The following is a 26,020-nucleotide window of genomic DNA, read 5'->3' as shown; positions in this document are numbered from 1 at the left end:
ACCACCAACTCTTGCCCCCAACCCATCCCGGTACTAACCGCCCCGCTTCGAATTTCGCGAACAGGAGACGCCAGATGCGCGCATTCATCTTCCCCGGTCAGGGCAGCCAGGCCGTCGGTATGGGCAAGCCGCTCGCGGACGCTAGCGCCACCGCGCGCGAGGTGTTCCAGGAAGTAGACGAAGCGCTCGGCCAGAACCTGTTCCGCCTGATGAGCGAGGGTCCCGAGGACCAGCTCACCCTCACCGCCAATGCCCAGCCCGCGATCATGGCCAATGCCATCGCCGTGCTGCGCGTGCTGGAGAAGGAAGGCGGCATCCGCCTGGCCGACAAGGCCGACTATGTCGCCGGCCACAGCCTGGGCGAATATACCGCGCTTTGCGCAGCCGGCGCGCTCGACCTATCCACCACCGCCAGGCTGCTGCGCATCCGTGGCGACGCAATGCAGGCCGCCGTGCCCGTGGGTGAGGGTGCCATGGCCGCCTTGCTCGGCGCCGACCTCACCAAGGCGCAGGCCATCGCCGACGCCGCCGCGGAAGGCGAAGTCTGCACCGTCGCCAACGACAATGATCCCACCCAGGTCGTGATCTCCGGCGCCCGCGCCGCGATCGAGCGCGCCATTGCCATCGCCAAGGACCACGGCGCCAAGCGCGGCATCCTGCTGCCCGTCTCGGCCCCCTTCCACTGTTCGATGATGCAACCCGCCGCCGACGCCATGGAAAAGGCACTCGCCGACGTAGCGATCCAGGCCCCCCTGGTCCCCCTCTACGCCAACGTAACCGCCGCTCCCGTCGCCGACCCCGCCACCATCCGCACGCTGCTGGTCGAGCAGGTAACCGGCATGGTCCGCTGGCGCGAAAGCGTAGCGGCCATGGCAGAAGCCGGCGTGACCGACTTCGTCGAACTCGGCGGCAAGGTCCTCGCCGGCATGGTAAAGCGCATCACCCCCGACGTCCCCGTCACCAGCGTGGTGACGATGGACGACATCGAAGCCCTGGCGAAGACGCTTTGATTTTTTCACGCGAAGGCGCGAAGACGCTAAGATGCATGACGTCGAGGCGACCGCGGCAGACATCATCGACGCGGCGTTGAGGCTGCATAAGGGGCTTGGCCCTGGACTCCTCGAAAGCGTCTACGAGAACATCTTGGCCGCCAAGCTTGTCGAGCGCGGTCATTCCGTCGCCCAGCAGTGTCCGATCGACATCGAGTACGACGGGTTGCGCTTTCAGCAGGCGTTTCGTGCTGATTTGATCGTGAACGGCTCGGTGCTCGTGGAGATCAAGTCAGTCGAGCGGCTGCTTCCGGTCCATGGCAAGCAGGTCCTGACCTATCTCCGCTTGCTCAAGCAGCCCCTTGGGCTGCTTATCAACTTCGGAGGCGAGACGCTCAAGGAGGGGCTCCGCCGGATCGTCAATGACCACAAAGACTTCGCGTCTTCGCGCCTTCGCGTGAACCAATAAAGAAGGACTACCGAATGTTCGACCTCACAGGCATGACCGCCCTCGTCACCGGCGCCTCCGGCGGGATCGGCTCCGCCATCGCCAAGGGTCTGGCCGCCCAGGGCGCTCGCCTCGCCATTTCCGGCTCCAACCCGGAAAAGCTCGAAGCCTTTAAGGCGGAACTCGGTGGCGACCACGTCACCCTCCAGGCCAACCTTTCCGATCCCGCCCAGGTCGACGCCCTCGTCCCCCAGGCGGTCGAAGCGCTCGGCGGCCTCAGCATCCTGGTCAACAATGCCGGCGTCACCCGCGACAACCTCGTCATGCGGATGAAGGATGACGAGTGGGATCAGGTCATCCGCGTTAACCTCGAAGCCGCGTTCCGCCTGATGCGCGCCGCTGCGAAGCCGATGATGAAGGCGCGCTTCGGCCGCATGATCTCGATCACCTCGGTCGTGGGCGCCACCGGCAACCCCGGTCAGGCCAACTATGCCGCCTCCAAGGCCGGCCTCGTCGGCATGTCCAAGGCGCTTGGCCAGGAACTCGCCAGCCGCAACATCACCGTAAACTGCGTCGCCCCCGGCTTCATCCGCTCGGCGATGACCGACGGCCTGCCCGACGCGCAGAAGGAGGCGCTCACCACCCGCATTCCGGCGGGAAAGCTGGGCGAAGGTGAGGATATCGCAGCCGCCGTCGTCTATCTCGCCAGCAAGGAGGCCAGCTATGTCACTGGCCAGACCTTGCATGTGAACGGCGGAATGGCGATGCTTTGAGCCAAGTCCTGGGGGCAGGAGTGATTGCATGCGAATTGTTGTAGCCGCGTTCCTGTCCCTTGCCGCGATGCCGGCGCAGGCAGCCGATCTCTCCACGCTGGATTGCGTCGCGACTAAACTGGACGCCGGCGTGCGCGGCCAGGTCGAATCCGAAGCGATCAGCGCGCTGAACGAGGTCGGCAAGCGGCTGACCTACTCGCCAGCGGTAGGGCAGGGGCTGAGCGCCGCTGCAAAGGCGTGCGCGACGGAGCATAAGTGGACAACCGCTGCCGCCAAGGCGGCGAGCTTCTATGCGCTCGCCAGGATCGGCCTGCCGCTTGCCCGCAAGGCTGTGGAGGAGAAGGGGTTCGATGCGTCCGCCCTGGAGGATCAGTTCCAGGCGCTGCCCGAGGAAAAGCGCGTCCACGTGCTTACCACGCAGGACACGCAGGCGCTGATCCAGGCGGCGGTGACCGAGGAAGCGCAACAGACCCGCGCAAACGCGGAGCTGCTCGCCGAATATTTCTCGTTCCTGAACACCGCGCAGTATGCGGCACAGGATTTTTCCGCCGCCTGAAGCGTTGCGACGCCTCTTGCCAGCGCACCGGCACGCAATTAGGTGCGGTCACACATATTCAGAGCCCAGTCACAAAGGATAACAGGGACCATGGCCAACCAGGAAGAGATCACCACCCGCGTCAAGTCGCTCGTGGTCGATCACCTCGGCGTCGACGAAAAGGAAGTCGTGCCGACCGCCAGCTTCATCGATGACCTCGGTGCCGATTCGCTCGACATCGTCGAGCTGGTAATGGCCTTCGAGGAAGAATTCGGCGTCGAAATCCCCGACGATGCCGCTGAAAAGATCACCACCGTCCAGGACGCGGTGAGCTACATCAGCGAGCACCAGGAAGGCTGATCGCCAACTTTGGCGATAAACCGTACCCTTTGATGGGGTCGGCTTGCCATTCAACGGCTTCCCGTCCGGCTCGCAAGAGGGGACGGGGAGCCGTTTGCTTATAAGCCGGGCTGGAAATATGTCCCGCTCCGCACAACTTTCGTGAACTTCGACGGAGAGAAATGCCAATGCGCCGCGTAGTCGTGACCGGCCTCGGCCTCGTCACCCCGGTGGGTGCCGATGTCGAAACCGCCTGGAAGAACATCGTCGCCGGCAGGTCCGGCGCAGCCACCATCGAGCGTTTCGACGCCACCGATTTTCACACCAACTATGCCTGTGAAGTGAAGGCGCCGGATCACGAATTCGGCTTCGATCCGGGCAAGCGCGTCGATCACAAGATCCAGCGTCAGGTCGATCCCTTCATCGTCTACGGCATCGACGCCGCGGGCCAGGCGATCGAAGACGCCGGCCTGCTCGACATGGACGAGGAAACCCGCTTCCGCGCCGGCTGCTCGATCGGCTCGGGTATCGGCGGCCTGCCGGGTATTGAGAGCGAATCGCTCGTGCTCGCGGCCAAGGGCCCCAAGCGGGTCAGCCCGCACTTCGTTCACGGCCGCCTGATCAACCTTATCTCGGGCCAGGTCTCGATCAAGTACGGCCTGATGGGCCCGAACCATGCGGTTGTTACCGCGTGCTCGACCGGCGCGCATTCGATCGGCGACGCGGCGCGGATGATCGCGATGGACGACGCGGACATCATGCTGGCTGGCGGCGCGGAAAGCGCGATCTGCCCGATCGGCATCGCCGGCTTCGGCCAGGCCCGCGCGCTCTCCACCGGCTTCCGCGACGACCCAACCAAGGGCAGCCGCCCCTATGACAAGGATCGCGACGGTTTCGTCATGGGTGAGGGCGCCGGCGTCGTCGTGCTCGAGGAGTATGAGCACGCCAAGAAGCGTGGCGCCAAGATCTATGCCGAAGTGATCGGCTATGGCCTGTCTGGCGATGCCTATCATGTGACGGCACCGCACCCGGAGGGCGCCGGCGCGTTCCGCTCTATGCAGATGGCCGTGCGCAAGTCGGGTCTCGCTTTGGAGGATATCGACTACATCAACGCACATGGCACCTCGACGCCCCTCGGTGACGAGCTCGAACTCGGTGCGGTGCGCAAGCTGTTTGGCGATGCCATGGACGGGCTGGCGATGAGTTCGACCAAGTCTGCCATCGGTCACCTGCTTGGCGGTGCCGGTGCGGTGGAGGCGATCTTCTGCATCCTGGCGATGCGCGACAGCATCGTTCCGCCGACGCTTAACCTCGACAATCCGAGCGACAACTGCGCAGGCGTCAACCTGGTCCCGCATGTCGCGCAGGAGCGCAAGGTAAAGGCGATCCTTAACAACAGCTTCGGCTTCGGCGGCACCAATGCCAGCCTGGTGATGAAGGCGGTCTGATCCGATGACCACGCGCCGTCTGGGCAAGCGGCGCATTGGATGCGCCCTGATCGTCGCCGCACTCGTCCTGTGTGCAGCGGCGTTCGGGGTGCTCCACCTCTGGGGCGGGGCGGGGCCGGCGCGCGGTAACGTCACTGTGCTGGTGCCCGAAGGCGCCAGCCTCAGCCGAGCTGCGGAGGAACTGGAAAAGGCGGGAGCGATCCGGTCGGCAAGCCGGTTCCTGATCCTGTCCAAGATCTTCGGCGGCAGCGTACCGATCAAGGCCGGCGAGTACCGCGTGCCCGCCGGGCTCAGCCAGTCGGACGTCCTCAAGATGCTGCAAGGCGGCAAGACCCTGCAGCGCTTCGTGACCATCCCGGAAGGCACCCCCTCGATCCTGGTCTATGAGGCGCTGATGAAGGCGCCGCAGCTGTCCGGCCCAATCGCGGTCCCGCCCGAGGGTTCGGTCCTACCCGACAGCTATGCCTATAACCGCGCCGACACGCGCCAGGCGGTGCTTACACGCATGCAAAAGGCAATGACCGACTATCTTGCCAAGGCGTGGGCGGCGCGCAAGCCCGGCATCGCGGTGGCGACACCGCAACAAGCGCTGACGCTGGCATCAATCGTTGAGAAGGAAACCGGGAAGGCGTCGGAGCGCCGCATGGTCGCTGCCGTCTACGGCAACCGGCTGCGCCAGGGCATGCGGCTCCAGGCCGATCCGACGATCATTTATCCCATGACCAAGGGCAAGCCGCTCGGCCGCCGGATCCTCAAGTCCGAGATCCAGGCGCAGAACGGCTACAACACCTACGCCATGGCCGGGCTCCCACAGGGCCCGATCGCCAATCCTGGCCGGGCCAGCATTGATGCGGTGCTCGATCCGGAGCGGTCGAGTGCGCTGTACTTCGTAGCCGACGGCACCGGCGGCCATGTGTTCGCCGACACGCTCGAACAGCACAACGCCAATGTCGCGAAGTGGTACGCACTGCGCCGCGCCCGCGGAGAGATGTAGGCCAAGCGGCGGCCGCAGCGCGGCCGCCAACTCCAACTTACCTGCCCAGCGCCGCAGCCTCGCGCGCCAGTGCTTCGACTTCCTCAAAGCTCGCGCCCTTCGGCGTCACCCAGCTGCCGCCGACGCACAGCACCGGATCGAACCCGAGCCATTCGGGTGCACTCGCCGCGCTGACGCCGCCGGTCGGGCAGAACTTGGCTTCGTAGAACGGCGCTGCCAGCGCCTTGAGCGCCTTCAGCCCGCCGCTGGTCTCGGCCGGGAAGAACTTGAAGTGACGCAGGCCAAGGTCGTATCCGCGCATGATGTCGCCGGCATTGGCGATCCCGGGGAGGAAAGGCACGCCGCTCTCCACGATCGCGCTGCCCAAGCGATCGGTCAATCCTGGCGACACAATGAACTCGGCGCCCGCGCTCATCACCTGAGCGAACTGGTCGGTGTTGACCACCGTGCCCGCGCCGACGATCGCGCCCTCGACCTGCTTCATCTCGCGGATCGCGTCGAGCGCCGCCGGCGTGCGCATCGTCACCTCCAGCACGCGCAATCCGCCCTTGACCAGCGCCTCGGCGAGGGGACGGGCAGTTGCCGCGTCCTCGATCACCAGCACCGGGATCACCGGGCTGGTCTGCATGATGTCGGCAATCGTGGTCACAATGCATGCTCCTGGGCAAAGGCCGCCGCGGCGCCATACAGGCCGGGCTGCTCGTGCGTGATGATCTTTACCGGGATGGTCGACATCAGGCTCTGGAACCGCCCCTTGGCGACAAAGCGCTGGCCAAAGCCCGACTGCACCAGCCGATCCTTGAGCCGCAGACCCAGCCCGCCCGCGATCACCACGGCGGTGGGACCATGCGCGAGCGCCAGGTCGCCTGCGACCGCGCCAAGCGTGAGGCAGAAACGCTCCAGCGCCGCAGTGGCAAGCGTGTCCTTGCCGCTGAGCGCGAACTCCCACAGCTGCTTGTCGTCGCGGTGGATCACCGGCTTGCCTTCCATCTGGGCAAGCGTTTCATAGATGTTGACCAGCCCCGGTCCCGCGCAAACCCGCTCCGTCGAAACGCGCGTGTAGGTCGGGCGCAGGCGCCGGATGATCGCATCATCGATATTGTCAAGCGGGGCGAAATCGGTGTGCCCCCCCTCGGTGGAAATCACATGATAGCTGCCGCGCTGGCGGAACACCTGCGCCACACCCAGGCCGGTGCCCGGCCCGCAGACCGTGATCGCGCCATATTCCGGCAGCTCCACGTCGGGACCGCAAAGATGGACATAGGCCTTTCCATCGAGCTGCCCCACCGCATGCCCGATCGCGCCGAAATCATTGATCAGCGTGAAATTGTCGACGCCCAGCCGCTCTTTGATCATCGGCGGGCGGATGATCCACGGATTGTTGGTGAATTTGATCAGCGTGTCGTTGACCGGCGAGGCTACTGCGATACCGGCGGCGCGCGGTACCGGACGGCCGAGCTGCTCGCCAAACGCCGCCCAGGCCAGGGGGAAGGTGGCATGCTCAGCGACCTTGAGCGTCACGGGCTCGCCCAAGGATAGAACGCGTCCGCCCTCAACCTCGGCGATGGTGAAGCGGGCGTGCGTGCCCCCGATATCTACCGCGACGACTTCCATTTCAGCTCCCTGATCCCCCCTCTTCACCGCCTGTCAACGTTGGCAGTGGAGGCGCGGCCCTTCTCCGCGCAACCGGCACGGATGTAAAGGACGCGCCTCGTCAGGAGCGGCGTTACAGTCCGGCCTCTGCCAGCATCGCCGACGCGCCCTCCTCGGCAGCGCTGGCATGGTTGCGCATCATCGCGAACAGCTCGCGTCCGGTTCCCTGTGGTACGGGCGGGGCCTCGGCATGGGGCCGCGCTTCCCATTCGGCAGCATCGACCAAGGCTTCCAGCGTTCCCGCTTCGGCGTCCAATCGGATGATGTCCCCGTCGCGCACCTTGGCGATCGGACCACCACCCAGCGCCTCGGGCGACAAGTGGATCGCGCACGGCACCTTGCCGCTCGCCCCCGACATTCGCCCGTCGGTGACGAGCGCAACTCGGAAGCCGCGATTCTGAAGCACGCCAAGCGGCGGGGTGAGCTTGTGGAGCTCAGGCATCCCGTTCGCGCGCGGGCCCTGGAAGCGCATAACCACGATCACGTCGCGGTCGAGTTCGCCGGCCTTGAACGCGTCCTGCACCGCCTGCTGGTCAGTGAAGACCCGCGCCGGCGCTTCGATGACCCAGCGGTCACGCTCGACTGCCGACACCTTGATGCAGGCGCGGCCGATATTGCCCTTCAGGATACGGAAGCCACCCTCAGGCGAGAAAGGCTCCTCGACGGTGCGCACGATCGTCTCGTCATCGCTCTTGGCCGGCAGGTCGCGCCAGACGAGCTGGTCCTGATCCATGTACGGCTTTCGGCCATAGGCCTGCATGCCGTCCGTCGCCACGGTCACCGTGTCGCCGTGCATCAGCCCGCCGCGCAGCAGTTCCTTGATGACGAAGGGCGGGCCGCCAGCGTCCTCGAACATGTTCACGTCCGCCGAACCATTGGGGTAAACCCGCGTCAACAGAGGTACGGCGCGCGACAGCCGGTCGAAGTCCTCCCAGTCGATCAGGATACCAGCGGCCCGCGCAAAAGCGGGTACGTGGATCAGGTGATTGGTCGAGCCGCCGGTGGCGAGCAGCACGATGGCCGCGTTCACGATCGCCTTTTCATCGACGACATGGCCGATCGGGCGATAATCGTCGCCATTCCAGCCGATCTCGGTCAGCCGGTGCACTGCTGCACGCGTCAGTTCCTGGCGTAGCTTGGTCTGCGGATTGGCAAAGGCAGCGCCGGGGATGTGGAGGCCCATGGCTTCCATCATCATCTGGTTGGAATTGGCGGTGCCATAAAAGGTGCAGGTGCCCTTGCCGTGATAGGCGGCAATCTCGGACTCGAGCAGTTCCTCGCGCGTCGCCTTGCCTTCGGCATAGCGCTCGCGAACCGCGGCCTTGTCCTTGTTGGCCAGGCCGGAGCGCATCGGCCCACCAGGAATCATCACCATCGGCAAATGACCGAAGCGGAGCGCCCCCATCAGCAGCCCGGGTACGATCTTGTCGCAGATGCCGAGCAGCGCCGCGCCCTCGAACACGCGGTGAGACAGGGCCACCGCAGTGGAAAGGGCGATAGTGTCGCGGCTGAACAGCGACAGCTCCATCCCCTCATAACCCTGGGTCACGCCGTCGCACATTGCGGGCACGCCGCCGGCGACCTGCGCCGTGGCGCCCGCTTCCAGCGCCCAGACCTTCATCTGCTCGGGATAGCGGTAATAGGTCGCATGTGCCGACAGCATGTCGTTGTACGACGTCACGATGCCGATGTTCATCCGGTTGCCCGGCGTCATCAGGTCGCGTTGCTCGTCGGTGCCCGCATAGGCGTGCGCCAGATTGGCGCAGCCCAGCTTCGGGCGGTCCGCGCCGGACTCGCGCTCGCGGCGGATCAGGTCGAGATAGGCTTGCCGGCGCTCTTTCGAGCGCTCGATCACGCGATCGGTGACGGCGGCGATTTCAGAATGCAGCGATGCCATCAGGCACTCCAGTGAATGTCGACCGGCAGCTCGACGTCGGCAAGGATGCGGCCGACCGGATAGTTGGAAGAAGCACCCTGCTTGATCGCGTCTTCGAGCACGCTGCGCTTCGCGTCGCCGGTAATGGCGATCATCAGCGCACGGGCTGACACGATCGCGGCGCGGCTCAGCGTCACGCGGGCGACGGGAGCCTCGGGAGGAAGCGGATCGGGCATGACGCCCAGCGCGCGGCGCTCCCGCGGGCCGTTCAACGCTTCGTCGAAATCAGGGCCGGGGAAGATCGAGGCGGCATGGCCGTCGCCGCCCACGCCCAGCAGGCACAGGTCCAGCGGCCAGTGCAGGTCCTGAAGCCGCGCATCGGCGGCGCGGCCGGCAGCCTTGTAGTCCTCGGCCTTGTCGCTGATCAGCGGAATGACCCGGGCACCCTTTGGCAGGAACAGCTTGCCGATCGCAGTAACATTGGAAAGCGGGTCGCCCAGCGGGACCAGGCGATCGTCGCCCGGGATGATCGTCACGCGCTTCCAGTCGAGCTTCGCCTGGACTAGCTTTTCATAGATCGGCAGCGGCGTCTTGCCGCCGGCCAGGGCCACCACGGCGGCGCCGCGCGCATCGATTGCGCTTTCGATAATGAACTGGACGTCACCAGCGACGGCATCGGCCATCTCGCTGGCGTCGTCATATTCCCACCATTCGATCTCTGTCGTCATTCTGGCTCCTGCATGCATTTTGCGGCCGATCTCCCGAACATATGGGGAGCGGCGGCTATTCGTTCCACGTCACGCCGTCGCGCTCGGTGAGCGCTACCGAAGCCGAGGGGCCCCAGCTTCCCGAGGCGTAGGGCTTGGGCTTCATGTCATTGGCTTCCCAGCCGGCGCGGATGCTGTCGATCCACTCCCACTGCGCCTCTACTTCGTCGCGGCGGACGAACAGCGTCGGATCGCCTTCGATCAGGTCGAGCAGCAGCCGTTCATAGGCGATGCGGCGGGTCGTTCCGGCGAACTCGCTGTCGAGGCTGAGGTTCAGCGGAACTTCGCGCAGCCGCACGCCCTCGCGGTCGAGCCCTGGTTGCTTCGCCATTACCAGCAAGCGGACATACTCTTCAGGCTGCAAGCGGATCACCAGCGTGTTCGGCTGGAGCATCGCTCCGCGCTGCGCGAAGATCGAGTGCGGCACTGGCTTGAACTGGATGACGATCTCGGACCGGCGCTCGGCCAGGCGCTTGCCGGTTCGCAGATAGAAGGGGACGCCGTGCCAGCGCCAGTTGTCGACATGCGCCTTGATCGCCACGAAGGTCTCGGTGGCGGAGGGCTTTTCCAGGTCGCTGGCATAGTCGCGGACGATCTCGCCTTTCACTGCGCCGCCGCCATATTGGCCGGTGACGGTAAGCTGCGACGCCTCGGTGGCGCTGATCGGCCGCAGCGACCGCAGCACCTTCACCTTTTCGTCCCGGATCGCCGTGCCGTCGAAGCGGGCAGGGGGCTCCATCGCGATTAGCGCGACCAGCTGCAGCATATGGTTCTGGACCATGTCGCGTAGAGCACCGGTCTCATCATAGAAGCCCGCGCGACCCTCAAGGCCCACGGTTTCCGAAACCGTGATCTGCACATGGTCGATGCCCTGCGCGTTCCACACTGGCTCGAACAGCGAGTTGCCGAAGCGGAGCGCCAGGATGTTCTGGACAGTCTCCTTGCCCAGATAATGGTCGATCCGGAAGGTGCGCTCCTCCGGAAACGCTGCAGCGACCAAGTCATTGATTTCACGGCTGGATTGCAGGTCGCGGCCGAGCGGCTTCTCCAGCCCGATGCGAACATTGTCGCCGGCCAAACCGGCCGATTCCAACCCCTTGATCGTCGGCCCGAACAGCCACGGCGCCGTCGACAAGAAGATGGCCAAACCGCCGGAAATGTCGCCGACCTTCTCCTTCAGCGCCGCAAAACCATCCATCTTCGCCGCGTCGAGCGGCTGATAATTCAGACGCTCTAGAAAACCCTCCAGTGCGCCTTCGTCCTTCCGATCTGCCGGCAGGAACTTGTCCAACGCCTCACGCGCGAAAACACGAAAGCTGGCATCGTCATGATCGGACCGCGCCGTCGCGGTGATGGTCAGCCCGGAAGGCAACAAGCCGTCGGCATGAAGCGCGTACAGCGAGGGCAGCAGCATGCGCTGCGAAAGATCCCCGGTTGCCCCAAACAACAGCAATTTGCCAACGGGCTGATGCATCGCGTCCCTCTCGACTGGTTTGGCCCGCGAGACACCAACAGCGATCAAAGATCAAGTCGGGAGCGGAACGGGGCGGCACATCGCCGCCCACATGCGGTCAGAGGATCAGGCCGGCGACGGGATCGAGCCCGGCCATGATGTTGAGGTTCTGCACGGCCGCGCCCGCCGCACCCTTGCCCAGATTGTCGAGCGTGGCGACCAGGCGTGCCTGGCCGCTCTCGATGTTACCGAACACCCGCAGCGACAGCCGGTCGGTCCCTGCATCGGCTTCAATCGAGACGGTACCCATGTCCGCGGGCAGAACCCGCACGAGCGGCGAGTCCTTGTAGGCGTCGCGCAGGACGTTTTCGACTGCTTCGATCGAAGGCCGGCGTGTGAAGGCGTGGAGGGGAAGCGGCACTTCAACAAGCATGCCGCGATAGGTCCGCGCGACTGAGGGCATGAAGATCGGCGGATGCTCCAGCCGGGCATGCTTCTGCATCTCGGGCACATGCTTGTGTGCGAGCGACAATCCATAGCTGCGATACGCGGTCTGCGTGAACGACGCTGCGTCCGCATCTTCGAACTCGGCGATCATCGACTTGCCGCCGCCGGAATATCCCGAAACCGCATTAACGCTCAGTGGATAGTCATGCGGCACGATGCCTGCGCGCACCAGCGGACGCACGAGCGCCAGGAACCCGGTTGGGTAGCAGCCGGGATTGCTCACTCGATCTGCCTCGGCGATTGCGGTCATCTGGCCGGGCTCGAGCTCGGCAAAACCATAGGTCCAGTCCGGTGCCGTGCGGTATGCCGTGGACGCGTCGATCACCCGCACGCGGGTGTTCCGGATCATGGCCACCGCCTCGCGCGCAGCATCGTCCGGCAGGCACAGGATCACGAAGTCGGACGAATTCAGCGCATCTTCGCGCTTGCGCGGGTCCTTGCGGTCCGCATCGGCAAGTACGAGCGACTCGATGCCAGCGCGCCCGTCCAGGCGCTCGCGAATCTCCAGGCCGGTAGTACCCACCGCGCCATCAATAAACACCCGAACCGTCATTCCTCGCCGCCCAGGGCCTCAATGGGAACATAGCCTACCAAGGCAACATCGGGAGCAATACCCCAGGCGTTCGTTCCGGAATATTCCAGCACCTCGAACCGGGCTTCAGCCGGGAGCTGCATCAGCACTTCCGACTCCGAAGAAGCGGTGGCTCGCAGCTCGGCACCGGAGAGGAGCTTTCGAGGCAATGGCGCTGCATAATGCGGCGCGAAGACCCGGTCCGCCAACCGAACGTCGGCAAGGTCCCGTCGAACGGCGTGTACCCGTGGATCGACCGCGATCGAACGGCCCTTCAGTGCGAAGCGCTTACGCGTGTGCCCGCCGGGCGATGGGCTCGCTGATGGCGTCGCCCGCGAGGAAATGCCCGAATTCTGCAAGAAACTCTGCCCCTTCAGGTGTACGTGCGACGAAGATGTTTCGTTTGTCGGTATCGTCGCGTTGGCGGCGCAGATAGCCCAGCGTGCCCAGCCTGTTCAAGGCACGCGTTACTACGGGCTTGGAAACGTTCAAGGCTCGCGCCAAACCGCGCACGGTGTGAGGACCCTGGTCGAGATAAACCAGCATCAAAAGCGCCATCTGCCGATTCGTGAGATCGGGCTCGCCCGAGCGCACGTAATCGATCAGCGTGTTCTTCCAAGACGACAGCGACTGGTCGGACATTGCGTTCACGGCATATACTCATGCGTTACGATCCCGGCTCGCCTCAGGATCTTCCACACAAACGCAGCGACACGGCCTAGGTTTCAGTGCGTTGGCGAAATGTTACCGCTTTGTTTGTGATGCCGTCTTCGGGCCCGAGCCGCGCGCGAAAACGCGGCGGTTGATCCCGTCCCGCTGCTCCCCTATGTCGCCGGTTTCCGCCAACAGGTCCGGTTATAGATGTTCACCTTTCTGCTCGTCGTCCATGCCATCATCGCGGCACTGCTCGTGACCGTGATCCTCATGCAGAAGTCCGAGGGCGGCGGGCTCACCACTGGCGGCAGCCCGTCGGGCCTGATGTCGGCGCGCGGCGCGGCGGATTTCCTGACGCGCTCCACGGCCGTGCTGGCAGCAATCTTCATCGGCATGAGCATCCTGCTCGCCGTGATCGCGGCGACGCGGCACTCGACGTCGATCGATACGACGCTGCAGCGTACCCCGGCTGCGCCGGTAACTTCGCCGAGCGCGGCGCCTGGCGTCCCCTTCGGCGCCGACAACGCTGCTGCGCCTGCGGTTGCACCCGAAGCGAGTGCGCTGAGCGGCAACGGCGCGGCGATGGCGAACGTTCAGTAAGAAGCAGCTGGCTCCGTAGAAAGCGGGGCTTGACCAAATAAAAGCGCGCCGGCCCGGATTCGGGCGCTTGTCGGCGCGCGTTCAAACACGTTAGGCGTTTTCTCCCATGGCGCGGTATATTTTCATCACCGGCGGCGTGGTCTCCTCGCTTGGCAAGGGTCTTATGGCAGCGAGCCTCGCGGCGCTGCTTCAGGCTCGTGGCTATCGGGTCCGCATCCGCAAGTTCGATCCTTATCTCAACGTCGATCCCGGCACGATGTCGCCGCACCAGCATGGTGAGGTCTATGTGACCGACGACGGCGCCGAAACCGATCTCGACCTTGGTCATTATGAGCGGTTCACCGGCGTGGCATCGCGCCAGTCGGACAACATCACCTCGGGCCGGATCTACAAGACGATCATCGAGCGCGAGCGGCGTGGCGATTATCTCGGCGCAACGGTGCAGGTCATCCCGCACGTTACTGATGCCATTAAGCAGTTTGCACAGGACGACACCGACGACCTCGACTTCGTGCTGTGCGAAATCGGCGGCACCGTGGGTGACATCGAGTCGCTGCCGTTCATCGAGGCGATCCGCCAGCTGCGCAACGATCTCGGTCGTGGTCAGTCGGTCAGCATCCATGTTACGCTGGTGCCGTACATTGCGGCCGCGGGCGAGTTGAAGACCAAGCCGACCCAGCACAGCGTCCGCGATCTGGCGTCGCTCGGCGTTCAGCCAGACGTGCTGGTGTGCCGGGCCGAGCGCGACTTGCCTGCTGGCGAGCGTGCGAAGATCGCGCAGTTCTGTAACGTGCCGGCGTCGGCGGTGATTCCGGCCTTGGATGCTAAGAGCATCTACGCCGTACCGCTTCAGTATCACCGCGAAGGACTGGACCTCGAAGTGCTCAAGGCCTTCGGCATCGAACCCGGTGACGCTCCGAACCTAGAGCGTTGGGAGCAGATCGTCGCGCGGCTTCAGAACCCCGAAGGTGAAGTCACCATCGGCGTGGTTGGCAAATATATGGGCGTGCCCGACGCCTATAAGTCGCTTCACGAAGCTCTGGTGCACGGCGGCATTGCGAACAGCGTGAAGGTGAACATCCGCTGGGTTGATGCCGAACTGTTCGAGCGCGGTGAAAAGGAAGTTGCCGCCGAGCTGGAGCCCATGCACGGCATCCTTGTTCCCGGTGGATTCGGGGAGCGCGGCAGCGAGGGCAAAATTGCCGGCGTCCGTTTCGCACGCGAGCGCAAGGTGCCGTTCTTCGGGATCTGTCTTGGCATGCAGATGGCGTGCGTCGATGGTGCGCGCGCCGAGGGTCTCGAAACGGCTTCCACGACTGAGTTCGGTCCTACGGAAGAGCCGGTGGTTGGCATGATCACCGAATGGATGACCGCTGAAGGCTTGCAGAAGCGTGAGGCTGGCGGCGATCTGGGCGGGACGATGCGACTGGGTGCCTATACCGCCAAACTTGGCGGTAACAGCGTCGTTGCGTCGATCTACGGCGCGGAAGAGATCAGCGAGCGGCATCGCCACCGCTACGAAGTGAACACCCACTATAAGGGGGTGCTCGAGAAGAGCGGACTGGTGTTCTCCGGCATGTCGCCCGATGGCTCGCTGCCCGAAATTGTCGAGCGGCCGGATCATCCCTGGTTCGTGGGCGTGCAGTTCCATCCCGAGCTCAAGTCCAAGCCGTTCGAGCCGCACCCGCTGTTCGCCAGCTTCATCGAAGCGGCGGTCAAGCACAGCCGACTCGTCTGAGGGCAGGCAAGCAAAAGGCGTCCGGACCGCTGGTCCGGACGCCCCTGCTGCGGCGCCCAAAGGGAGGAAAGCGCCGCTAGCTTTTACGCGGCCCTCAGGCTGCGTTGCGGTGTTCGATCGCGCCGGCCGGCTGCTCGCCGGTGGTGACTGCGATCTTCTTGGGCTTCATCGCCTCAGGCACTTCGCGGACCAGTTCGATCACGAGCAGGCCGTCCGCCAGATTGGCGCTGTCCACCCGCACGAAATCGGCGAGTTCGAAGCGGCGCTCGAAGCTGCGGTTGGCGATGCCAAGGTGCAGATAGCTGCCCTGGTTGTTTTCGTTCTCGCTATCCTTGCGGCCAGCGACGAGCAGCAGGTTTTGCTGCGCGGTGATGTCGATCTCGTCAGCCTTGAACCCAGCGACCGCTAGGGTGATCCGATAGCGATCCTCGGCGAGACGCTCGAGGTTGAAGGGCGGGTAGTTTTCGCTGCTCGCCTGGCGTGCGCTGGATTCGAGCAAGTCAAACAAGCGGTCGAAGCCGACAGTCGAGCGGCGGAAGGGAGTGAAGTCGATCTGACGCATTTCCAATCTCCTCAATGAGCAAGTTGAGTGTGCGATAGAGGCCCGGAACACGCGCCCGCGACCCCCGGCGCAGCCCTTAAGGCACTGCGCCTGGGTGTTATTTTGGAAATCGCGTCCTCCAGTTCAAGAGGGTCAAACCACAGCTTGTCGTGAGGCAAGTTTCGCTCGCTCGCCAATATCCCCTCAATTGATGGAGATTGTAATCAGAAGCTGAAGGGGATTGAGATGAGCCTGTCGTTATCGTTGCTGTTGCTGGCCAGCACGTCTCCGATTGCCGTGCAGACGGTACAGCCCGCGCCGGGCGACCAGGACCGCACCGAGGAAGACGTGCAGCGCAGTTCGGCTGCGGCGGACGTCGTGGTAACCGCTCGGCGGCGCGAGGAGCGGGCGCAGAATGTGCCGATCCCGATCTCGGTCGTGGGTGTGAAGGAGCTGGACAATACCGGCAGCTTCAATGTGCAGCGGCTCCAGCAATTGCAGCCCACGCTGCAATTCTATTCGACCAATCCCCGCAATTCGTCGGTGAACATCCGCGGCCTGGGCGCGCCGCTGGGGCTGACCAATGACGGCATCGATCAGGGTGTCGGCGTGTATATCGATCAGGTGTATTTCAGCCGCGTCGCGGTCGCGACGCTCGATTTCCTCGACGTGCAGCAGATCGAAACGCTACGCGGACCGCAGGGCACGCTGTATGGCAAGAACACCGTCGCGGGTGCGATCAACATTACCAGCAAGGCCCCCAGCTTCGACTTTGAAGGCCGCGCCGAGCTGAGCGTCGGCAATCTGGAGTTCAAGCAAGCCAAGGCTTCGGTGTCGGGTCCCCTGGCCGACGACCTCGCGGTACGGCTGGGCGTCAGCACCACCAGTCGCCGGGGTACGATCTACAACGTCGCCAGCGACAATTATGTCAATGAGCAGGACAATGTCGGGCTTCGTGGCGCGCTGTTGTGGCGTGCAACGGATACGCTGGACCTGACGCTGTCGGCGGATTGGAACCGGCAGAATCCGGAATGCTGCGCACAGATCTATGTGCGCTACGGGCCGACCCAGCGCGCCGCCAACCGGCAATATCCGGCGCTGACCCAGGCGTTTGGCTATGCCGTGCCTAGCACCAACCCGTTCGACCGCCTGACCGATCTCGACGCGGAGTTGAACGCGCTCAACGAATTGGGCGGTGCATCGCTGCGAGCGGAATGGGACACCGGCAGCGGGACGCTGACGTCGGTCACCGCCTGGCGCTTCTGGAACTGGGGGCCTGCCAACGACCGCGACTTTACCGGCCTGCCGATCACGACGCTGTCGCAGAACCCGACCAAGCAGAACCAGTATACCCAGGAATTCCGCTATGCCGGGGAGGGGAAGGGGTTCGACTATGTGCTCGGCGCCTTCGCCTTTTACCAGGACATCCACACCACCGGCGTGCAGCAGCAGGGTCCGGCGGCCAGCCGCTGGCTTATCAACCCAAGCAGCGCACTGGCGAACGATCCCAGCGTGCTGAACGGGCTGACGGCGGAGAACGACATTCGCCTGAAGAACTTCAGTGGCGCGCTGTTCGGTAAGCTGAACCTGAAGCTGGGCGACAAGTTCACCGTCTCACCCGGCGTCCGGGTGAACTACGACGACAAGGTCGGCAGCTATGTCAGCATCGTCACCGACGCGGCGGGCAATCTGGTGCCCTATAGCGGCGGCAATGCGCGCCAGGCGGCGCAGCGCGACGCGCTCCAGCCCCAGGCGTTCCAGGATGAGAAGTACCGCGCCTGGAACGTCTCCTACGACCTGACATTGTCGTACAAGCCATCGCGCGATGTGCTGCTGTATGCGACCTATGCGCACAGCTTCAAATCGGGCGGGCTCAACCTGAACGGGGTGCCGGTGGTCAACGGCGTGGTGCAGACCGACCTGGCGCAGGTCGCCCCGGAAAAGGTCGACCATTTCGAAGTGGGCGCCAAGACGCAGTTCTGGGACCGCAAGGCGACCTTCAACCTCGCCGGCTTCTGGACGGTGATAAAGGATTACCAGGCGGTTGTGAACAACGGCGCCAATTCGACGCTGCGCGGGTACTTGGCCAATGCTGGCGAGGTGCGGGTGCGGGGTGTGGAGACTGACTTCTCGCTGCGGCCTTCGGACCGGCTGAACTTGTACGTGAACGGGGCCTATACCGATCACGAATATGTCGAGTTCACCAACGCGCCGTGCCCACCCGAGCTTTCGGGCGGCAGCGCGGCGCCGGTGGGGAGTGCAGGCGGAACACCGGGCGTGCCGGGGCAGCTGAGCCCGGTGGTGTGCGACATATCCGGGCAGTGGCTGCCGGGGATCTCGAACTGGGCGTTCTCTTACGGGGCCGAGTATAATGTGCCCGGACGGGCGTTCGGGCTGGATGGAGCGTTCTACCTGGGCGGCGACGCCAACTCGCGGTCGAAATTCTCATCCAATGCCTCGCGATCGATCTACACCGACATCGAAGGATATACGCTGGCGAATTTCCGCGTCGGGTTCCGCACGAGCGACTTCAACCTGTTCGGCTGGGTGCGCAATGCGTTCGGCGAGCAGTATTTCGAAGTGCTGGCGACCACGCCGGGGAATACCGGGCTGATCTCCGGGCAGCCGGGGGATCCGCGGACCTACGGGCTGACGCTGAGCAAGTCGTTTTGATGGATGGGCAGCGCGGAGTGTTTTTCTCCCGTGCTCCCCGGCGAAGGCCGGGGCCCAGTTGCCATGTCGCCGATGGGGCAGTCTGCGATCACGAGCTTCGCCGACGCTGGGCCCCGGCCTTCGCCGGGGAACTTGGGGGGTCATCGACGTGCATCTCGGCATCCAGATCCTCCCCTTGAAGGGGAGGTGGCAGCCCGAAGGGCTGACGGAGGGGTGTCTCCGCTGTGAGTGAGGAAAATCCTAAAAGCGGCGACACCCCTCCGCCGCGCTGCGCGCGCCACCTCCCCTTTCAGGGGAATGAGATTGAGCTAGCGTCTCGCCTGGCCGGGAGACGTTGGGGCGGGGAGGTGGTGCTTTGCGCTGCCTCCCCGTTTCGGGTTCGTTCAGCGGAGTGAAAGCTTCGATGCCTAAAACGGAAAACGCCCGGACCGTTTCCAGCCCGGGCGCCTGCGTGACGATCGCTCGTCAGCCCCCTTGTGATGGTCCGCCCGCACGCTTTCGTATCGCTACGAAGCGGGGCTGAACCCTCCCCGAACCACGGCCGTTTGCTGCCTGCGTTTCGATGTAGTGTTGCTACGGCGGGAGCAACGATTTGTCACGATGCCTTCTAGAGGCCCGAAGTGGATTGGTTCCGCCCTGTGTTGAATCGGCAACAGGCGATTGGATCCTCTCCTTCTGAGGGAGGGTCCTTAGGGTGCATTGCCTCGCTCAGACGCTTGGCTTAGAGCGGCGCGACTGTTTTCGAGAGGCGTAAACCAGCCGCATGCTACTTTCACGCTATGAGCGGATGATCGCTCGCCGGTACCTGCTGCCGGGGCGGAGCGAGGCGTTCATCGCCGTTGTCGCCGGGTTCAGTCTGGTCGCCGTCATGCTGGGCGTTGCCGCGCTGATCGTGGTGATGAGCGTGATGAACGGCTTTCGCGCCGAACTGTTCGGCAAGATCACTGGATTGAACGGCCACGCAGTGGTGCAGGGCTATGCCGGCCAGCTGCGCGACTGGCGCGAGATCGCCGCGGCGGCCAAGGCGACGCCTGGGGTCACCAGCGCGGTGCCGCTGATCGAACAGCCGCTTGCCGTCACCTATAACGGGCGTCTGGAAGCCACGCAGGTGCGCGGCATGCGCTATGAGGACATCCTCAGCAATCCTGCGCTCAAGGGCAAGGAAGTGCTGGGATCGTTGACGCGGCTGAAGCCGGGCAGCGAGAATGTGGCGATCGGGTCGCGACTGGCGGAGTCGCTCGGCGCGACCATCGGTAGCGAGATCTCCGTATTCAACCCGCAGGGCGCTTCCACGCCGTTTGGAACGGTGCCGCGGATCGTGAAGTACCGGGTCGGCGCGATTTTCGAGATCGGCGTCTATGACTTCGACAAGATCTTCCTGATCATGCCGATCGAGGATGCGCAGACGCTGCTACTACTCGGTGATTCGGTGAGCATGATTGAGATGAACACGGTCGATCCCGACCGGGTGGAAAAGATCGTCGCGCCGCTGGTGCCCAAGGTGGAGGGCAAGGGTCAGATCGTCGATTGGCGGCAGATGAATCGCGAGTTGTTCGAAGCGTTGGGCGTCGACCGGATCGTGTCGTTCACGGTGCTGTCGATCATCCTGATCGTGGCGTCGTTCAACATCGTGTCGTCGCTGATCATGCTGGTTCAGTCCAAGCGGCGTGACATCGCCGTGTTGCGGACCATGGGGGCGTCGCGCGGCGCGTTGATGCGCATCTTCGTCACGGTGGGGACGACCATCGGCGCGCTCGGCGTGGCGGCAGGAGGCGTTCTTGGCTTCCTGTTCATCACCTTCCGCGAGAAGGTGGCCGCGTTTATCGGAGTGGTGACGGGCCAGAATATCTGGGACCCGTCGATGCGCTTCCTGACCGAGCTGCCTGCCAAGACCGATCCGTTCGAAACGATCGGCATCTGCGTCATGGCGTTGCTGTTCAGCTTCCTGGCCACGCTGTATCCGGCGTGGAAGGCAGCCAAGACCGATCCCGTACAGGTGCTGCGCTATGAGTGAGCCGGTTCTTCAGACGCGCGGGCTGCGCCGCCGCTTCGCCCAGGGCGAAGCGGTGATCGAGGTGCTGCGCGGGGTAGACTTGGACATCATGCCCGGCGAGATCGTCGCGCTGCTGGGCCCGTCGGGGTCGGGCAAGTCGACTCTGTTGCAGGCGGTGGGTTTGCTGGAAGGCGGGTTCGAGGGATCGATCCGCATCGCCGGCAAGGAGGCCGCGAAGCTGCCTTCCGGCGGGCGCACCGATGTGCGGCGCGACAGCCTGGGCTTTGTGTACCAGTTCCACCATCTGCTGCCCGACTTCAACGCCATCGAGAATGTGGTGCTGCCGCAGATGGTTAAAGGGGCGACGCGGGCTGATGCCGATACGCGGGCGGAGGAGCTGCTGGTGGCGCTAGGGTTGGGTGCGCGGTTGAAGCATCGGCCCAACCAGCTTTCGGGCGGCGAACAGCAGCGCGTGGCCGTTGCGCGGGCGCTGGCGAACCGGCCGGCGCTGGTGCTGGCCGATGAGCCGACCGGCAATCTGGACGAGGTTACCTCCGAGCGAGTGTTTGCCGAATTCCTGAACCTGGTGCGGACGCAGGGGTCGGCGGCGCTGGTGGCGACGCATAACGAGCGGCTTGCGGCGCGGATGGACCGGGTCGTGCGGCTGCACGAAGGGGTGCTCGCATGAGCGCGTTGACGGACATTCCGGTCACGGCTGCGGATGGCAGCACGGTCGACCTGTCGGACTATGCCGGGCAGGTGCTGCTGATCGTCAACACCGCCTCCAAATGCGGGTTCACGCCGCAATATGCCGAGTTGGAGGCGCTGTGGCGCGACTATCGCGAGCGCGGCTTTGCGGTGCTGGCGTTCCCGTGCAACCAGTTTGGCGGCCAGGAGCCCGGCGACGCGGCGGAGATCGCGAACTTCTGTTCGCTGACCTATGACGTCAGCTTTCCGGTGTTCGCCAAGGTGGACGTGAACGGACCTGCCGCTGCGCCGCTGTTCGAGCGGCTGAAGGGCGAGGCGCCGGGACTGATGGGGTCCAAGGGGATCAAATGGAACTTTACCAAGTTCCTGGTCAACCGGCAGGGGCAGGTGGTGGAACGTTATGCCCCGACCACCAAGCCGGCGAGCCTGAAGGGAGCGATCGAGGCACTGCTCTGATTGCCCGGAGACCTTAGTTGGTCTTGATGTGCGGAAGGCGAATGGCCTTTTGCGCGCTCTTGTCGACCAGCGTGTCGACGGGCTCCTCCTCGACCAGCTTGCCGATGCGGGTAATGAGGCCCATCATCGACGCCGTGCCCTGCATCGGCCGGCCGCGCGGATCGCGGCGGGGCTGGGGACGGGCGTTGCGCGGATCGCGGCGCCGCGGTGGGGTCATTCGCGCCATGCGCTGGGCGACGGAGGCTGCGTCGTCCGAGCGGCCGAACTCACGCCACACCACCTGGAAGCCAGTCGGAACCTTGGTCCAGTCGGCGCTGTCGGCGAAGCGGATCAGGTCGCATCCGCAATGGTGGCACAGGCTGAATTCGAGACCCTGGTTCTGGTGGCGCTGAGCGCTTGGGGTGTGGCCCATGACCGAGCAGAGGATCGCCATTTTTCGTAGTCCCTGATTATGCCTAGCGGCGCGTGCCGCTTCGTTAACCAGGGTTCTGGCAAACGTTCGGTTGCGCGGCCATTCAGGGCGGCTCCCATCCGCGACTTCGCTTTACGGTGGGTTACGGAGCGTAACGGTTAATCGGCGTTAACCGCGCAGGCCGGCTTGCAGAATCGGGGGGAGGGAGCCAAGAGTCCGGCCATGCATTCGGGTTTCGTTCCGCTTCGGGTTTTCTCCTCCTTCACCATGCTGGAAGGGGCCATCGAGCCCAAGGCGGTCGCCAAGCAGGCCAAGACGCTGGGCTTCCCGGCGGCAGCGGTGGCGGACCGCAACGGGCTGTATGCCGCCATGTCCTATTCGGATGCAGCGAAGAAGGCGGGCGTGCAGCCGATCATCGGCACACTGCTGGCGGTGAAGCGCCCGGACATGCCCGAGGGGGTGAGCGCGCCGATCGACTGGCTCGCGCTCTATGCGCAGGACGAGACGGGATATCTGAACCTGTGCGACCTGGTGTCGCAGGCGCATCTCGACCGGCCGATTGAGGAAGAGGCGCATGTGCCCTTCGAGGCGCTGGAGGGTCGTGTAGAGGGGCTGTTGTGCCTGACTGCGGGGGCCGAAGGGGCTCTAGCACGCCTCTATGCCGAGGAGCAGGACCGCGCGGCGGAGGCCTATGCGGCGAGGCTGGAGGCGCTGTTCCCAGGCAAGCTGTATATCGAGATCGCGCGGCGCGGCGACGATGTGGAGACGCGTGCCGAGGGCAAGCTGCTCGACTATGCCTATGCGCGCGACCTGCCGATCGTGGGTACCAATCCGTGCTGCTTCGCCGAGGCGGACTTTCACCAGGCGCATGACGCGATGCTGTGCATCGCCAACTCCTCCTATGTCGCGTCGGACGACCGGCCGCGCAGTTCGCCCGATGCGTGGATGAAGCCGGCCGACGAGATGAAGCGGCTGTTTGCCGACTTGCCGGAAGCCATCGAGAACACACTGATCGTCGCACAGCGTTGCGCCTATGCGGCGCCAAAGCGCAAGCCGATCCTTCCCAGCCTTGCCGGTGACCGCGAGGGCGAGGCGGCGATGCTGCGTGAGCGCAGCTGGGTCGGGCTCGACGCGCGGCTGGAAAAGGCGGGGATCACTTCAGCCGAGGACCGCAAGGCGTATGAGGACCGGCTGGAGTTCGAGCTGGACGTCATCATCCAGATGGGGTTCCCCGGCTACTTCCTGATCGTCGCCGACTTCATTCAATGGGCGAAGGCCCACGACATTCCCGTCGGGCCGGGGCGCGGATCGGGTGCGGGCTCGGTGGTGGCGTGGGTTCTCACGATCACCGACCTCGATCCCCTCAAGCTGGGACTGCTGTTCGAGCGCTTCCTGAACCCGGAACGCGTGTCGATGCCCGACTTCGACATCGACTTTTGCGAAACGCGCCGTGGCGAAGTGATCCGTTACGTGCAGGAGAAATACGGCCGCGACACGGTGGCGCAGATCATCACGTTCGGAACGATGAAGGCCCGTGCGGTGATCAAGGACATCGGCCGCGTGCTCCAGATGAGCTATGGCCAGGTCGACCGCCTGGCCAAGCTGATCCCGAACCACCCGACCGATCCGTGGACGCTGGAGCGGACGCTGAACGGCGTGTCGGAATTCCACGCCGAGTATAAGAGCCAGGCCGATGTGAAGCGGCTGGTGGACCTTTGCATGCGGCTGGAAGGGCTGCCGCGACACTCGTCCACGCACGCCGCTGGCGTGGTGATCGGCGACCGGCCGCTGGCGCAGCTGGTGCCGCTGTACCGCGATCCGCGATCGGACATGCCCGTCACCCAGTTCGACATGAAATATGTCGAAGGTGCGGGGCTGGTGAAGTTCGACTTTCTGGGTCTTAAGACGCTGTCAGTGCTCAAGAAAGCGGTCGAGCTGCTGGGCGACCGGGGCATCGAGGTCGATCTGGACGAGCTCAGCTGGGACGACACCGAAGTCTATGATCTGCTTCAGCGCGGCGACACGGTGGGCGTGTTCCAGCTGGAATCCGAAGGCATGCGGCGCACGCTGACCGCAGTGCGGCCAACCAATTTCGGCGACATCATCGCGCTCGTGTCGCTGTATCGCCCGGGGCCGATGGACAACATCCCGAGCTTTGGCCGGCGCAAGCAGGGCAGCGAGGAGATTGTCTATCCGCACGAGGCGCTCGAGCCGATCCTGAAGGAGACCTATGGGATCTTCGTCTATCAGGAGCAGGTGATGCAGGCCGCGCAGATCCTGGCGGGATATTCGCTGGGCGGGGCGGACATGCTCCGGCGTGCCATGGGCAAGAAGATCAAGGCGGAGATGGACCAGCAGCGCGCGATCTTCGTCGAAGGCTGCGCCAAGGTGAACAACATCAAGGCGTCCAAGGCCAACGAGCTGTTCGACTTGATCGACAAGTTCGCGGGGTACGGCTTCAACAAGTCGCACGCCGCCGCCTATGCGCTGCTGGCGTACCAGACGGCGTGGCTGAAGGCGCATCACCCGCACGAGTTTTTCGCCGCGTCGATGGCGTACGATATCCACCAGACCGACAAGCTGGCGATCTTCGCCGACGATATGCGCCGGCTGAACATCGACGTGCTGCCCGCCGACATCAACAAGAGCTTGGCCGACTTCCATGTCGAGAAGACCGAGGACGGGCTGGCGGTGCGCTATGCGCTGGGCGCGCTGAAGGGCGTAGGTGAGCGGGCAATGGAGGAACTGGTCGAGGAGCGGGACGCCAAAGGCCGCTTCAAGTCGCTCGACGATTTCGCCAAGCGTGTCGACCCGCGGCTGATCAACAAGCGGCAGCTGGAAACGCTCGCGGCGGCGGGGGCTTTCGATTCGATCCAGCCCAACCGCGCCGGGGTGTATGCCGCCGCCGAGACGATGCTGGCGGTGGCGCAGCGCACCTTTGCCAACAAGACCAGCGGGCAGGGCGGGTTGTTCGGCGAGGCCGAGCCTAGCGGCAGCGCGATCCAGCTGCCACGCGGGGTAAGCTGGTCCAAGTCCGAACAGATCAATGCCGAGCGTGACGCCTATGGCTATTATTTCGAGGCGCATCCGCTCGACCGGTACGGCCACCTGACGCGGATGCACGGGGTTCGCCAGATCGGGACGTTGGGCGAGATGGACATTCCCGTCGGCGGGCGCGTGGGGGCGACGATTGCGGCGTTGGTCGAGGATGCGCGGTGGCGAACTTCGGCGCGCGGCAACAAGTATCTGATGGCGACGATCTCCGACCAGAGCGCGCAGACGCTGACGACGTGCTTCGACGAAGTGGCCGCTAAGGACCTGGAAGAGGCGGCAAAGGCCGGCGGCTGCGCGGTGCTGACGGTGGAACTCGACAAGCGCGCGGGCGAGGACACGCCGCGGGTCTCGGTGAAGCGCGTGCAGCCGTTCGAGGAGCTTGCGGACGCGGCGCGGCTGATCATCGACCTGGAAGTGGACGATGTGGCGGTGATGCCGCGGCTGGCCGAGATGATCGGAGAGCTTCGCGGCGGGCGAAGCACGGTCCGGCTGTGGGTGCCTTATGGTGCCGAGGGGCAGGCGGAGTTGGTGGTCGGGCGCAATTTCCGGCTGGATGAGGAGATGATCGAGACGTTGCGAGCGGTGCCTGGGGTGCGGTCGGCGAAGTTCGGGCGGCCTGAGGTTACTTTGGCGGTGGCGGCTTAGCGGGTTAGATCCTCCCGGGCGGGGGACCGCGCACGATAGTGTGGGGTGGAGGGGTAATCTCCACGGGCTTTGTCGCTTGTGGAGAATACCCCTCCGTCAGCGCTTTGCGCTGCCACCTCCCCCTCCGGGGGAGGATCTTGATAGCTGCGACGCTTGCAGTTCCCCGGCGGAGGCCGGGGCCCAGCTGCCACGT

General features: G+C 64.6%; 24 protein-coding genes. 14 read left to right on the top strand and 10 right to left on the bottom strand.

Annotation, left to right across the window (positions count from 1 at the left end; all coding sequences use genetic code 11):
• Window positions 1-74 precede the first annotated feature (74 nt).
• The 7 genes from fabD (at window position 75) to mltG (ending at window position 5,526) form a co-directional block, all read left to right on the top strand.
• Window positions 75-1,010 (top strand): ACP S-malonyltransferase, encoded by a 936-nt coding sequence (fabD, locus tag LQ953_RS13150; RefSeq protein WP_231031355.1) that lies wholly within the window; start codon window positions 75-77, stop codon window positions 1,008-1,010.
• 31 nt (window positions 1,011-1,041) lie between these two features.
• Window positions 1,042-1,458, top strand: coding sequence for a GxxExxY protein (locus LQ953_RS13145; protein ID WP_231031354.1), 417 nt, complete (start codon window positions 1,042-1,044; stop codon window positions 1,456-1,458).
• 14 nt (window positions 1,459-1,472) lie between these two features.
• A complete protein-coding gene (gene fabG / locus LQ953_RS13140) occupies window positions 1,473-2,210 on the top strand; it encodes a 3-oxoacyl-[acyl-carrier-protein] reductase (RefSeq protein WP_231031353.1) in 738 nt (245 codons plus the stop codon).
• A 28-nt stretch (window positions 2,211-2,238) separates the two neighbouring features.
• Window positions 2,239-2,766, top strand: a complete 528-nt coding sequence (locus LQ953_RS13135; protein ID WP_231031352.1) for a hypothetical protein — start codon at window positions 2,239-2,241, stop codon at window positions 2,764-2,766.
• Between the two features lie 90 nt (window positions 2,767-2,856).
• On the top strand, window positions 2,857-3,105 hold the full coding sequence (locus LQ953_RS13130) for an acyl carrier protein (protein WP_184087204.1): 249 nt from the start codon (window positions 2,857-2,859) through the stop codon (window positions 3,103-3,105).
• Between the two features lie 167 nt (window positions 3,106-3,272).
• Window positions 3,273-4,532, top strand: a complete 1,260-nt coding sequence (fabF, locus tag LQ953_RS13125; RefSeq protein ID WP_231031351.1) for a beta-ketoacyl-ACP synthase II — start codon at window positions 3,273-3,275, stop codon at window positions 4,530-4,532.
• A 4-nt stretch (window positions 4,533-4,536) separates the two neighbouring features.
• On the top strand, window positions 4,537-5,526 hold the full coding sequence (mltG, locus tag LQ953_RS13120; RefSeq protein ID WP_231031350.1) for an endolytic transglycosylase MltG: 990 nt from the start codon (window positions 4,537-4,539) through the stop codon (window positions 5,524-5,526).
• A 37-nt stretch (window positions 5,527-5,563) separates the two neighbouring features.
• Here mltG and eda read toward each other — a convergent pair whose 3' ends face one another.
• From eda to LQ953_RS13085, 8 genes are all read right to left on the bottom strand, one after another.
• Window positions 5,564-6,175 carry a bifunctional 4-hydroxy-2-oxoglutarate aldolase/2-dehydro-3-deoxy-phosphogluconate aldolase gene (gene eda / locus LQ953_RS13115; protein WP_443026579.1) on the bottom strand — a complete coding sequence of 204 codons (612 nt, stop codon included), beginning with the start codon at window positions 6,173-6,175 and terminating at the stop codon, window positions 5,564-5,566.
• Window positions 6,172-7,140, bottom strand: coding sequence for a glucokinase (locus LQ953_RS13110; protein ID WP_231031349.1), 969 nt, complete (start codon window positions 7,138-7,140; stop codon window positions 6,172-6,174). The genes eda and LQ953_RS13110 overlap by 4 nt, the downstream gene beginning before the upstream one ends.
• 112 nt (window positions 7,141-7,252) lie before the next feature.
• Window positions 7,253-9,076, bottom strand: a complete 1,824-nt coding sequence (edd, locus tag LQ953_RS13105) for a phosphogluconate dehydratase (RefSeq protein ID WP_231031348.1) — start codon at window positions 9,074-9,076, stop codon at window positions 7,253-7,255.
• Window positions 9,076-9,783: a 6-phosphogluconolactonase gene (pgl, locus tag LQ953_RS13100; protein WP_231031347.1), complete on the bottom strand. Its 708-nt coding sequence runs from the start codon at window positions 9,781-9,783 to the stop codon at window positions 9,076-9,078. The genes edd and pgl overlap by 1 nt, the downstream gene beginning before the upstream one ends.
• Before the next feature lie 55 nt (window positions 9,784-9,838).
• Window positions 9,839-11,296: a glucose-6-phosphate dehydrogenase gene (zwf, locus tag LQ953_RS13095; protein WP_231031346.1), complete on the bottom strand. Its 1,458-nt coding sequence runs from the start codon at window positions 11,294-11,296 to the stop codon at window positions 9,839-9,841.
• A 97-nt stretch (window positions 11,297-11,393) separates the two neighbouring features.
• On the bottom strand, window positions 11,394-12,335 hold the full coding sequence (argC, locus tag LQ953_RS13090; RefSeq protein WP_231031345.1) for an N-acetyl-gamma-glutamyl-phosphate reductase: 942 nt from the start codon (window positions 12,333-12,335) through the stop codon (window positions 11,394-11,396).
• Window positions 12,332-12,463, bottom strand: a complete 132-nt coding sequence (locus LQ953_RS16245; protein ID WP_269141482.1) for a hypothetical protein — start codon at window positions 12,461-12,463, stop codon at window positions 12,332-12,334. The genes argC and LQ953_RS16245 overlap by 4 nt, the downstream gene beginning before the upstream one ends.
• A 178-nt stretch (window positions 12,464-12,641) precedes the next feature.
• Window positions 12,642-12,995, bottom strand: coding sequence for a MarR family transcriptional regulator (locus tag LQ953_RS13085; RefSeq protein ID WP_231031374.1), 354 nt, complete (start codon window positions 12,993-12,995; stop codon window positions 12,642-12,644).
• A gap of 219 nt (window positions 12,996-13,214) precedes the next feature.
• Here LQ953_RS13085 and secG point away from each other — a divergent pair, with 219 nt between their 5' ends.
• Together secG and LQ953_RS13075 are read left to right on the top strand one after the other, a co-directional pair.
• Window positions 13,215-13,607, top strand: coding sequence for a preprotein translocase subunit SecG (gene secG / locus LQ953_RS13080; protein ID WP_231031344.1), 393 nt, complete (start codon window positions 13,215-13,217; stop codon window positions 13,605-13,607).
• Between the two features lie 106 nt (window positions 13,608-13,713).
• A complete protein-coding gene (locus tag LQ953_RS13075) occupies window positions 13,714-15,345 on the top strand; it encodes a CTP synthase (RefSeq protein ID WP_231031343.1) in 1,632 nt (543 codons plus the stop codon).
• 94 nt (window positions 15,346-15,439) lie between these two features.
• Here the strand turns inward: LQ953_RS13075 and LQ953_RS13070 are convergent, their stop codons facing one another.
• Window positions 15,440-15,907: an Hsp20 family protein gene (locus LQ953_RS13070; RefSeq protein ID WP_231031342.1), complete on the bottom strand. Its 468-nt coding sequence runs from the start codon at window positions 15,905-15,907 to the stop codon at window positions 15,440-15,442.
• 225 nt (window positions 15,908-16,132) lie between these two features.
• Between LQ953_RS13070 and LQ953_RS13065 the strand changes: the two genes are divergently transcribed.
• The 4 genes from LQ953_RS13065 (at window position 16,133) to LQ953_RS13050 (ending at window position 21,716) form a co-directional block, all read left to right on the top strand.
• On the top strand, window positions 16,133-18,559 hold the full coding sequence (locus LQ953_RS13065; protein WP_231031341.1) for a TonB-dependent receptor: 2,427 nt from the start codon (window positions 16,133-16,135) through the stop codon (window positions 18,557-18,559).
• Between the two features lie 763 nt (window positions 18,560-19,322).
• Window positions 19,323-20,573, top strand: a complete 1,251-nt coding sequence (locus tag LQ953_RS13060) for a lipoprotein-releasing ABC transporter permease subunit (RefSeq protein ID WP_231031340.1) — start codon at window positions 19,323-19,325, stop codon at window positions 20,571-20,573.
• The gene (locus LQ953_RS13055) at window positions 20,566-21,240 is read left to right on the top strand and encodes an ABC transporter ATP-binding protein (protein ID WP_231031339.1); all 675 of its coding nucleotides are present in this window, start codon (window positions 20,566-20,568) and stop codon (window positions 21,238-21,240) included. Before LQ953_RS13060 ends, LQ953_RS13055 begins: the two co-directional genes overlap by 8 nt.
• Window positions 21,237-21,716, top strand: coding sequence for a glutathione peroxidase (locus LQ953_RS13050; RefSeq protein WP_231031338.1), 480 nt, complete (start codon window positions 21,237-21,239; stop codon window positions 21,714-21,716). The genes LQ953_RS13055 and LQ953_RS13050 overlap by 4 nt, the downstream gene beginning before the upstream one ends.
• Before the next feature lie 13 nt (window positions 21,717-21,729).
• Here the strand turns inward: LQ953_RS13050 and LQ953_RS13045 are convergent, their stop codons facing one another.
• Window positions 21,730-22,149, bottom strand: a complete 420-nt coding sequence (locus LQ953_RS13045) for a hypothetical protein (RefSeq protein WP_231031337.1) — start codon at window positions 22,147-22,149, stop codon at window positions 21,730-21,732.
• Between the two features lie 201 nt (window positions 22,150-22,350).
• Between LQ953_RS13045 and dnaE the strand changes: the two genes are divergently transcribed.
• Window positions 22,351-25,827 (top strand): DNA polymerase III subunit alpha, encoded by a 3,477-nt coding sequence (gene dnaE / locus LQ953_RS13040; RefSeq protein WP_231031336.1) that lies wholly within the window; start codon window positions 22,351-22,353, stop codon window positions 25,825-25,827.
• The last annotated feature ends 193 nt before the right edge of the window (window positions 25,828-26,020 follow it).

Origin of the sequence: Sphingomonas sp. IC-56 (assembly GCF_021043375.1) — a bacterium.
GTDB lineage: Bacteria > Pseudomonadota > Alphaproteobacteria > Sphingomonadales > Sphingomonadaceae > Sphingomonas.
This window is presented reverse-complemented; position numbering and strand designations above follow the sequence as displayed.

Coding starts and splice junctions, on each gene's coding strand:
- fabF (WP_231031351.1), top strand. CDS start 3,273: ATGCGCCGCGTAGTCGTGACCGGCCTCGGCCTCGTCACCCCGGTGGGT.
- LQ953_RS13055 (WP_231031339.1), top strand. CDS start 20,566: ATGAGTGAGCCGGTTCTTCAGACGCGCGGGCTGCGCCGCCGCTTCGCC.
- LQ953_RS13050 (WP_231031338.1), top strand. CDS start 21,237: ATGAGCGCGTTGACGGACATTCCGGTCACGGCTGCGGATGGCAGCACG.
- edd (WP_231031348.1), bottom strand. CDS start 9,076: ATGGCATCGCTGCATTCTGAAATCGCCGCCGTCACCGATCGCGTGATC.
- LQ953_RS13110 (WP_231031349.1), bottom strand. CDS start 7,140: ATGGAAGTCGTCGCGGTAGATATCGGGGGCACGCACGCCCGCTTCACC.
- LQ953_RS13130 (WP_184087204.1), top strand. CDS start 2,857: ATGGCCAACCAGGAAGAGATCACCACCCGCGTCAAGTCGCTCGTGGTC.
- LQ953_RS13070 (WP_231031342.1), bottom strand. CDS start 15,907: ATGCGTCAGATCGACTTCACTCCCTTCCGCCGCTCGACTGTCGGCTTC.
- fabD (WP_231031355.1), top strand. CDS start 75: ATGCGCGCATTCATCTTCCCCGGTCAGGGCAGCCAGGCCGTCGGTATG.
- fabG (WP_231031353.1), top strand. CDS start 1,473: ATGTTCGACCTCACAGGCATGACCGCCCTCGTCACCGGCGCCTCCGGC.
- dnaE (WP_231031336.1), top strand. CDS start 22,351: ATGCATTCGGGTTTCGTTCCGCTTCGGGTTTTCTCCTCCTTCACCATG.
- LQ953_RS13075 (WP_231031343.1), top strand. CDS start 13,714: ATGGCGCGGTATATTTTCATCACCGGCGGCGTGGTCTCCTCGCTTGGC.
- argC (WP_231031345.1), bottom strand. CDS start 12,335: ATGACGGTTCGGGTGTTTATTGATGGCGCGGTGGGTACTACCGGCCTG.
- secG (WP_231031344.1), top strand. CDS start 13,215: ATGTTCACCTTTCTGCTCGTCGTCCATGCCATCATCGCGGCACTGCTC.
- LQ953_RS13135 (WP_231031352.1), top strand. CDS start 2,239: ATGCGAATTGTTGTAGCCGCGTTCCTGTCCCTTGCCGCGATGCCGGCG.
- LQ953_RS13065 (WP_231031341.1), top strand. CDS start 16,133: ATGAGCCTGTCGTTATCGTTGCTGTTGCTGGCCAGCACGTCTCCGATT.
- zwf (WP_231031346.1), bottom strand. CDS start 11,296: ATGCATCAGCCCGTTGGCAAATTGCTGTTGTTTGGGGCAACCGGGGAT.
- LQ953_RS13060 (WP_231031340.1), top strand. CDS start 19,323: ATGCTACTTTCACGCTATGAGCGGATGATCGCTCGCCGGTACCTGCTG.
- LQ953_RS13145 (WP_231031354.1), top strand. CDS start 1,042: ATGCATGACGTCGAGGCGACCGCGGCAGACATCATCGACGCGGCGTTG.
- pgl (WP_231031347.1), bottom strand. CDS start 9,783: ATGACGACAGAGATCGAATGGTGGGAATATGACGACGCCAGCGAGATG.
- mltG (WP_231031350.1), top strand. CDS start 4,537: ATGACCACGCGCCGTCTGGGCAAGCGGCGCATTGGATGCGCCCTGATC.
- LQ953_RS13045 (WP_231031337.1), bottom strand. CDS start 22,149: ATGGCGATCCTCTGCTCGGTCATGGGCCACACCCCAAGCGCTCAGCGC.
- LQ953_RS13085 (WP_231031374.1), bottom strand. CDS start 12,995: ATGTCCGACCAGTCGCTGTCGTCTTGGAAGAACACGCTGATCGATTAC.